Origin of the sequence: Anaerococcus hydrogenalis DSM 7454 (assembly GCF_000173355.1) — a bacterium.
GTDB lineage: Bacteria > Bacillota > Clostridia > Tissierellales > Peptoniphilaceae > Anaerococcus > Anaerococcus hydrogenalis.
Map to the genome: position 1 here is coordinate 111,528 of NZ_ABXA01000044.1, position 10,041 is coordinate 121,568.

The 10,041-nt window shown below is 28.4% G+C and carries 5 protein-coding genes, 1 rRNA gene and 3 pseudogenes; all 9 read left to right on the forward strand.

The genetic code is table 11. The features are described 5' to 3' along the window. Positions 1 to 4: 4 nt before the first annotated feature. Positions 5 to 358, forward strand: a complete 354-nt coding sequence (locus ANHYDRO_RS08340; protein WP_004815633.1) for a cell division protein ZapA — start codon at positions 5 to 7, stop codon at positions 356 to 358. Between the two features lie 168 nt (positions 359 to 526). Then, a pseudogene (locus ANHYDRO_RS08345) lies at positions 527 to 2,742 on the forward strand (peptidase U32 family protein). Next, a pseudogene (locus ANHYDRO_RS08350) lies at positions 2,742 to 5,086 on the forward strand (endonuclease MutS2). Before ANHYDRO_RS08345 ends, ANHYDRO_RS08350 begins: the two co-directional pseudogenes overlap by 1 nt. A gap of 14 nt (positions 5,087 to 5,100) precedes the next feature. After that, positions 5,101 to 6,808: pseudogene (gene argS, locus ANHYDRO_RS08355) on the forward strand (arginine--tRNA ligase). Beyond that, positions 6,808 to 7,509, forward strand: a complete 702-nt coding sequence (locus ANHYDRO_RS08360; RefSeq protein WP_004815644.1) for a hypothetical protein — start codon at positions 6,808 to 6,810, stop codon at positions 7,507 to 7,509. The pseudogene argS and the gene ANHYDRO_RS08360 overlap by 1 nt, the downstream one beginning before the upstream one ends. A 1-nt stretch (position 7,510) precedes the next feature. Further along, the gene (locus ANHYDRO_RS08365) at positions 7,511 to 8,611 is read left to right on the forward strand and encodes a tetratricopeptide repeat protein (protein ID WP_004815647.1); all 1,101 of its coding nucleotides are present in this window, start codon (positions 7,511 to 7,513) and stop codon (positions 8,609 to 8,611) included. A gap of 102 nt (positions 8,612 to 8,713) precedes the next feature. After that, positions 8,714 to 9,088 (forward strand): RidA family protein, encoded by a 375-nt coding sequence (locus ANHYDRO_RS08370; protein WP_004815648.1) that lies wholly within the window; start codon positions 8,714 to 8,716, stop codon positions 9,086 to 9,088. An 11-nt stretch (positions 9,089 to 9,099) separates the two neighbouring features. Further along, the gene (locus ANHYDRO_RS08375; protein WP_004815650.1) at positions 9,100 to 9,555 is read left to right on the forward strand and encodes a redoxin domain-containing protein; all 456 of its coding nucleotides are present in this window, start codon (positions 9,100 to 9,102) and stop codon (positions 9,553 to 9,555) included. A 335-nt stretch (positions 9,556 to 9,890) separates the two neighbouring features. Next, a 16S ribosomal RNA gene (locus tag ANHYDRO_RS08380) occupies positions 9,891 to 10,041 on the forward strand; the annotation flags it as partial.

The following is a 10,041-nucleotide window of genomic DNA, read 5'->3' on the forward strand; positions in this document are numbered from 1 at the left end:
TAAGGTGGCAGATAATAAAATTGTTGTTAATATTGCTGGCATGGACTACACTTTGGTAAGTGAAAAGGAAAATAATGAAATAAAGCAAATAGCTGCTTATGTTGATAAAAAAATTCGAGAAATTGATAATGATAAATTAACTCGTGAAAATCAACTTGTCTTAGCTTCAGTAAATATAGCTGATGAAATGTATAAAATTTTAATCAAGCACAAAGAGCTAAGAGAAAAAGCTAAGGAGCCTATTGAAAATTATCCTAAAATAAAAGAAGCTTACGAAAAATTAGAAGAAGAAAATAAAATTACAAAAGATGATTTTGAAAAATCTAAGAAAGATTTTATGGAATCTATGAAAAAATAGATGGCTTGAATTCTACTATTAATAGGTTGAATGCGGAAATTGATAAGAAAATAAAATAAATAAGTCTAAAGATGAAAATCTTAAAAAACTTAGAGAAAATTTAACTAAGTTGCAAGAGGAAAATCTCGATCTTCAAAAAGAAAATGAAGATTTAAAGAGGGACTTATAATGAAAAATACTGAAATATTAGCTCCTGTTGGAAAAATGTCAATGCTTGATGCAGGCATTTCTGCAGGGGCTTGCAGTTTTTATCTAGCCTTGGATGATTTTGGTGCAAGAGCCTACGCCAAGAATTTTTCTTTGGAAAATATTGAAGAAGTGATTGATTATATTCACTTGTTTGATAAAAAAGTTTTTATAACCATAAATACCCTTATAAAGGATGAAGAAATTGATAAGGCGATTTTTTATATTGAAAAACTTTTTGAATATGGGGCTGATGCAATTTTAATCCAAGATATTGGTCTATATTCATTGGTAAAAAATATAAATAAAAATGCAAAGCACAAATTAGAATTTCACGCCTCAACTCAAATGGCCATAAAAGATTATGAGGGGGCACTTACTGCCAAAAATCTTGGTTTTGATAGGGTAGTTGTTGCAAGAGAAACAGAAATTGATGAAATTGAAAAAATTTGTAAATTAGATATTGATACAGAAGTTTTTGTTCATGGATCTTTGTGCGTATCATTTTCTGGAGAATGCCTTTTATCATCATATCTTGGTAAAAGATCTGCCAATAGGGGAAGGTGTGCAGGGATTTGTAGAAAAAAATATAAGCTTATAAATGACGGTAAAATTTTGGGAGAAGATTATTATCTTTCAATGAAAGATTTATCAACCATAGATTATACAGATAGGCTAATTAAGGCTGGAGTTGATTCTTTAAAAATTGAAGGACGTATGAAAACTGATGAGTACGTTTATAATACTGTCAAAAATTATAAAGAAAAGTTAGAGAAAAACTTTTATGATAAGGACCAGTTAAGGGATATTTCAAACAGGTCCTATACAAAAGGATTTATTTTTGGTCAAAAATCATCATATCTTGCCCTTGAAGATGAAAATAAACATAGGGAAATTGGTCAGGTTTATGAAAAAAATGGCAAGAGATTTTTTAAATCAAATTCATCTTTGATAAAAGAATCGATCCTTCAAGTTACTACTGAAAAAAATAGAAAACTCCCTTTGACCTTGACGGAGGATTTGAAAAAGGGCCAAGAATTAGAATTAAAAGATTTTAAAGATGCAAAAATAGGGTCAAAAATTTATCTTCTTTCTTCAAAAGTTTTAAAAGACAACTTAGACCAAGGCCTAAATTCTTATAAAAATTTGCCCTTAGACATAAAATTTGTGGCAAAAATTGGAAAATATCCAAAAATCACCCTTCAATATAAGGATACTAAAATATCCTATGAAGGAGAAAATTTAGTAGAAGAAGGAAAAAATATTTCTTTAGAAAAAGAGGATATAAAAGAAAATCTCACCAAACTTGGAAATACAATTTATGAGGCTAGGAAAGTTGAAATTGATATAGATAAAAATATATTTTTAAGAAAAAAAGATATAAATTCTATGAGAAGAAGGGCAGTGGAAGATTTAAATGAAAAAAGACTTGCCTTTTATAAAAATAGTCCAGTAAAGATTAAAAAAGAAAACTAAAAGAAAAAAAGACTTTTACTAGAGAAAAAATATAGAGCTATTGTCAAATGATGTAGACGTATCTCTTTTAAAAGATTTTGACAATATTTATTTAAGGAAATATGATAAAAAATTTGATGGTTTAAATATTTTCTATATTATGGATGCTGATAAAAAATATGACCATAATTTCATTTCTTTTTTGAAAGATAAAAATTTTAAGGGAGTAGTTTTTAATAATTACAAGGACTTTGTTTTAAAAGATGAATTTTTAAAAAATGGTCTTGAAATTAGGATAGGCAGATATTTAAATGTTTTCAATTCTTATTCCTTTGATTTTTATAGTGATTTTTCTTCAATGATTTGTTCATCAGTAGAAAATTCTTTTGAAAATATAAACAAAAATTCTAAATCATACCCAACAGAAATTTTGGCATACGGCCCAATTGAGCTTATGAATATGAGGCATTGTCCATTTTCTGCCATAAAAAAAATGTGGTCTTGAGGGCTGTGAATCTTGTAAATTTTCAAATTCTCAAATAAAAGATGAGGATAATAATTTATTTGATATAAAAAGATCTGATGGCTTATCTAGGATTTATTCAAAAGAAATTACAAATATTGACCTTAAAAAAATTGAAAATTCAGTATCCTTATTGTATCTTGTAAGAGATAATGAAGATATTAAAAATATAAGAAGAAGTAAGATTAACAATCTTGGATATGACAGGGGTGTTATTTAATGCAGGAAAAAACTTTAGAAGTTTTAGAGTTTGAAAAAATTTTGGAAAAACTTCAAAACTATGCAAGAAGTGAACTTGTTAAAAAAGAAATTCTAAAAATAAAGCCTAAAAATGATATAAAAGAAATTAAAGAAGAATTAGATAAGACTAAGGCTATGGAAAAGGTCATTGTAGAAAATGGTAATATTGATATTTTTGGACTTTATGATTTAAAAGAAATAATTGGCTATGTTAGAAAAAATGGAATCCTTGAACCCTTTGAACTTTTAAAAATTCTTGACTTATTGAGGGTTAGTAATTATTTAAAAGAATATGGGGAAAATATAGAAGATTCTTATATTAAAGATATTTTTGATAGGATTTCTACCAATGATTTTATAAAAGATGAAATAGAAAGGTCTATAATTTCTGAAGATGAAATTGCTGATAATGCATCGGCAAATTTAAGGTCTATTAGAAAAAGAATGGGAAAAAAGGAAGAAGAAATTAAAAATAAATTATCATTTTATATTTCATCTTCAAAATTTGACGATTCCCTTCAAGATAAGGTAGTTTCTATTAGGAATGGTAGGTATGTGCTTCCAGTAAAGACAAATAAAAAAGCAGTCTTAAATGGAATTATCCATGATAGGTCTCAATCTGGAAATACTCTTTTTATAGAACCAAATGCAATTGTAGAATTAAATAATGATTTATCAAATTTACAAATCGAAGAAGGCGACGAAATTAGAAGAATTTTGGATAGGCTTTCAAGATTTGTACAAGGTTTTGACCAAGAAATTTTAGAAAATCAAAAATTAATTCAAAGAATAGACTTTCTACAAGCTAAGGTAAAATATTTTTTGGCCCACGAATATACTATTCCAAAGCTTACAGATAAAAAAATAATTAATTTAAAAAATGCCCGTCACCCCTTATTAAAGGGAAAGGTTGTGCCAATAAATGTAAAAATTGGTGATGGCTATAACACTTTAATTATTACAGGACCAAATACTGGAGGAAAAACTGTATCCCTAAAAACAGTTGGATTAATTTCTCTAATGGCCCAATCTGCCTTTTATATACCTTGTGATGAGGATAGTTTGGTAAATGTATTTGACGATATATTTTTAGATATTGGAGATACACAATCAATAGAGATGAGTCTTTCAACATTTTCAGCATCCCTTACAAATATTGTAAAAATAACAGAAAATATTACAGAAAATTCCCTGGTCTTATTAGATGAAGTTGGAAGTGGAACTGATCCTACAGAAGGGGCAGCCCTCGCCATTTCAATCCTAGAATTTTTGAAAAATAAAAATACTATGACCTTTGCAACAACCCACTATTCTGAGTTAAAATATTACGCCTTAGAAAAAAATGGGGTAATGAATGCAAGTGTTGAATTTGATCTTGAGACCTTATCACCAACCTATAAGTTAATTATAGGAACTCCTGGTAAATCAAATGCTTTTGAGATTTCAAAAAGACTAGGTTTAAATAGAGAAATTTTAACAAATGCCAAGTCAATTCTTTCAGAAGATAACAAAAACTTTAATACAATTTTAGAAGAACTTGACCAAAATAAAAAGAAATGGAAATCAAAAACCAAGAAATAGAAGATTACAAGAAAAAAATAAGAAAAGCTAGAAATGATCTTCTATCCCTTTCTGAAAAAATAAAAAAAGAAGAAAAGGATATAATTAAAAAAGCTGAAGAAAAAGCAAATAAAATCTTGGAAGAGGCCAATGAGTCAAGTCAAGAAATGTTAAAAATTGCAAAAAAATCAAAAAATGCAAACACTTCTGACATTGACAGGTCCTTAAATGAAATAAGAAATAAATACAAGTCATCAAAAATCGAAAAAGATGAAAATATCCTAAGAGAAAAAAGAAGCAAAAATGCTCCTCAAAATTTAAAAGTTGGTGACCTTGTAATGATTGAAGGCCTAAATGAAAAGGCTCAAGTTATTGAGAATCCAGATGAAAAGGGTAATATAAAAGTACAAATGGGCATTTTGAAAATGGATTCTAATATTAAAAATGTTACCAAGCTTAAAGATGAAAATAAAACAAAAGAAAATACCAATAGAATTTACAAGGCAAAAAAAGCCATGCACATTTCTCCAACTCTTGATTTGAGGGGGCAAAGATATGATGAGGCTTTAAGAAATTTTGATAAGTATATAGATGATGCAATGTTATCAGGACTTGACCAAGCAAAAATTATCCACGGTAAGGGAACTGGTGCTTTGAGAAATGGTATTAATGATTATTTAAAAAATAATAAAATGATAGACTCCTATAGGCCTGGAAATGAAAAAGAAGGCGGATATGGGGTTACAATTGTAAAATTCAAATAGATTTTGGAGGATAAATGGAAGATTTAAAAGGATTAATAGCAAAAAAGCTAGAAGAAAAAGAACTAGGATTGGATTTTCAAGAAATTTATGATTTGATTGAAATTCCACCTCAAGATGATATGGGAGATTTTTCTTTTCCTTGCTTTATTTTGGCAAAAAAAATTGAGAAAAAACCCAGCAATTATTGCAAAAGAATTAAAAGAGGATTTAGAAAAAGAAGACTCACCTTATTTTTCAAAGGTAGATTCCTTAAATGCCTACCTAAACTTTTATATAGATAGGAAATATTTACAAGATCAAGTTTTAAGAGAAATTATTAAAGAAAAAGAAAATTATGGTAGGTCAGATATGGGAAAGGGAAAAAATATTGTACTCGATTTTTCATCAGTAAATATTGCCAAGCCTTTCCACATTGGACATATTAGATCAACTGTCATTGGTGATGCAATTAGAAATATTCATGATTTTCTTGGCTATAATACCATAGCTAGTAATTATATTGGAGATTATGGAACACAATTTGGTATTATGATAGCAGCCTACAAGCTTTGGGGTGATGATGATAAACTAAACCAAAACCCAATAAAGGAGCTTTTAAATTTATATGTAAGATATAATGAGCAAGCTTCTAATGACCAAGATATGATGAATGAAGCAAGAGATGAATTTAGAAGACTTGAAGAAGGCGAAGAAGAAGCAGTGAGGCTTTGGTCTTGGTTTAAGGAAATTTCATTTAAGGAATTTTACAGAGTTTATAAATTATTAGATATAAACTTTGATAATTACCATGGGGAAGCTTATCAATCAAAATATATACCAGATGTTTTAGATCAATTAGAAGAAAAGAACTTATTAACAGAATCTGATGGGGCTCAAATAATAGATTTGAGTAAATATGACCTTCCACCAGCTATAATTATTAAATCAAATGGTTCATCAGCTTATATTACCCGTGATATAGCAACAGCAATTAATAGGAAAAAAACATATGATTTCTCAGAAAATTTATATGTAGTTGCTACCCAACAAAATCTTCATTTCCAACAATTGTGGGCAATACTAGAGCTTATGGGATATGATTTTTATAAAGAGTGTAAGCACATACCTTTTGGAATGGTAAGTTTGAAAGATCAAACTTTATCAACTAGAAAGGGTCAAGTGGTATTTTTGGAAGATGTTTTAAATAAGGCTATTGATAAAACAAAAGAAATAATGAAAGATAGGGATTCAGCTCTTGAAAATCTAGATGAAACTGCACAAATTGTAGGTATAGGTGCCGTAAAATTCCAAGAATTATATAACAATAGGATAAAAGATTATGTATTTGATTGGGATAATCTATTAAACTTTGAAGGAGAAACAGGTCCTTACGTACAATATTCATATGCTCGTGCAAAATCCGTCCTAAAAAAAGGTCAAATAGATAACTTTGATAAGGTAGAATTTGATTTATTAAATACAGATGAAGAATTTAATTTAATAAAATCATTGGCTGAATTTAAAGAATCTATTGTAAGGGCAAAAGAAAAATACGAACCATCCATAATTTCTAGAAAAGTTATGGACATAGCTAAAAATTTCAATAAATTTTACAATACATCAAAAATTATGGTTGACGATGAAAAATTAAAAGAACAAAGACTAGCCTTGGCTTACGCAACATCAATAGTCATTAAAAACGGACTAAAACTACTTGGAATAAAAACAGTGGATCAAATGTAATGAAAGAAAGAATTATAGATTTTTTAGAAATTTCAAAAGAAGCTTTTTTTGAAAGTATAAAAAAAATAAAAAAATCATATATTTTATTAATTTCTTTAATAGTTAGGTCTATATTTGAAGGAATGAAGGGTTTATCAGTAATAAACTCTTCCTATCTTTCATTCCTAATAAATTATTTGATAGAGATATTAATTTTATGTTTTGTAGCCCAAGCCCTAAGGTCGATTGTCCTATATAACAACACGGGGAAAAAATCAATAGAAAATTCAATATCAAATTTTTTCTACTTGATCATGTCTGCTATGTTTTCAATATACATAGTAGACTTAATAATAAATAACCTACTTGGAGGAATTGATCCGACAATTTCATACCTTGTAAGCATAATATTTAAATTTTTTACATCAGCCGTAATAGAACTTGTCTATATAGAAAGTGTTTATGGATTTACTATATTAATAGACTCCTTTAATTTTGTAAAAAATAACATATTTATTTGGGGAATCTATGCCCTAATTTATACCTTAGTAGAAGCTTATTTAATAAATAAATTAGTTATGAATACCTTGGTAATAGGAAATGAACTTATTTATGTAATCCTGCTTTCCTTGTGGGATACAATATTTTTACTATTTAAAGGACATTTATTTAAAATATTATCCAAACACTCCTACAGGCAAAGAAAATTTATGAGAGGATAAAATGGCAAAAATAGACCAATATTTTTTAAATTTTACAGACAAACTAGCCTACATTGACCTAAAAAAAGAATCGTCATATGAACTTTTAAATAAAACTCCCTTAGCCCTTTATGCAAAAGACTTATCAGAAAATGTAATAAGTGGGGAATTTGAAAACAAAATAAACTTAGATATAATTCTTGACGGACTAATAATAAATTTAGGAATTGATAAAGACTTTAGATACAAAGAATCCTATATAAAAATAATAGAAAATTATATAAAAAATATAGGGTCATATACATCACAAAAGGCTTTAAAAATAATAGAAAAAAATCCAGAAAAATCACTCCTTTTACTAAGGGGAGGATATATAATAAACCCATTTGATAAATACAATTCATATAATTATGCCAGAGTATTATGGCCAAAGGCGTATGAAGATACAGAATATAAGGATGAATTTATCAAAGAAGCTTTAAGGATTTTACAAGAAATAATAAACCAAGACCAAGATTTCCCTCTATCTTATTATGAGCTAGGAAATATATACGCAAATCTTGGAGAGTATATAAAGGCAAGATCTTACTATGAAAATGCCCTCCAAAGAACAAAAGATATACAAGCTCAAGATGAAATAAGAGACAAAATAAAAATGATATTTGACAATGCAGAAATAGAAGAAGGCCTTTACTATATAGGAAAGGGAAACTTTGATAGGGCAATTCAAATACTAACCAGACTCTTATCAAAAACTAAAAGAGCAGATGCTTACTATTACCTAGCAGTAGCCTATCAAAATGTAGGTCAATATGAAAATTCAAACCTTGCCTTTAAAAACTCATTAGACAAGGGCGGAGAATTTAGAGAACTTTATAATGACTATGCCATAAGTTTATATGCAACAAAAAAACCAATAGATGCCATAGAAATAATAAACCAAGGTCTAAAAAAATATCCAGAAGACCCAAGGATGACCTACAATAGACTGCAAATAAATTTATCTCTTAATAACATAAAAAAAGCAAAAGAAGATATAGAAAATCTAGAAAGCTATGACGATTTAAGCGATGAACTAAGACAAAATATACAAATAATAAAAGACCAATACAAACTAAACTAATCTCAAATTAATTTTTGAGATTTTTTTTATTATATGAGTTGAATAAGAAAAGAAAAAAAGTATGTTCATAATATAATAACGTTTACTAAATAGGAGGAAATTATGAAAATAATTCAAACAAAAAAAGCACCAGCAGCAGTTGGAGCATATTCACAAGGAATAGTAACAAACGGATTCGTATACTCATCAGGACAACTTCCACTAGTACCAGAAACAGGCGAATTAATATCAGATGATATCAAAAAAGCTACAAGACAATCATTAGAAAATGTAAAAGCTATAATAGAAGAAGGCGGATCATCTGTAGAAAAAATCGTAAAAGTTAACATATTCTTAGATGATGTAAATGACTTTGCAGCAGTAAACGAAGTATATGCAGAATTTTTTGGTGACCACAAACCAGCAAGAAGCTGTGTAGAAGTAGGAAAATTACCAAAAGGTGGACTATTAGAAATAGAAGCAATAGCTGAATTATAATAGGAGAATTAATGTCAATAATAAAAAAAGGTGAAAAAGCACCATTATTTAATATAAAAGATCAAAATGCTGAAGATGTAAACTTAGAAAACTATAGAGGAAAAAAAGTTATACTTTCATCCCACCCTCTAGCATTTACATCAGTATGTGCAGACCAAATGAGATCTCTTGAAAGAAATTACGATAGAATCCAAGAAAAAGGAGAAACTGTAGTAATAGGACTTTCAATAGATCCACAACCATCAAAAAAGGCATGGGCTGCAGTATTAAATATAGATAATGTAAAATTTGCATCAGACTTTTTCCCACTTGGAGAAGTTGCAAAAGCTTATGGAATATTTAATGAAGAAAACTCAGCAAGCAAAAGAGCAAATATAATAATAGATGAAGAAGGAATTGTTAAGTGGTCAAAAGAATATCCACAAGCACAACTTCCTGATATAGAAGAAGTAATAGAAAATTTATAAAAACATTTGACAAAAGTCAAAAAGATAATATACTAATATAGCTGTTTGATTAACAGCTATATTTTTATCTCAAAATAGTCAAGAAAAAGTTTTAAAAACTTCAAAAAACTTGACAAGAAAAAATACGAGATATAATATAATAGTCGGCACCAAGAAAGAGGTCGTGTTAAACAAAAGAATTTAAAAAATCTTTAAAAAAACTTGACAAGCTTTCAAAAAGGTGGTAGACTTAAATAGTCATTACAAATGACACATGAACCTTTAATAAAACAAAATAAAACTACAAAGTTAATACTTTGAGACCAAATGAAAATGACAATAGTCAAGATCAAACTTTAATTGAGAGTTTGATCCTGGCTCAGGATAAACGCTGGCGGCGTGCATAACACATGCAAGTCGAACGATGAAACTTAGATGATTTCTTCGGAATGAACTTAAGTGGATTAGTGGCGAACGGGTGAGTAACACGTGAGTAACCTGCCTTAC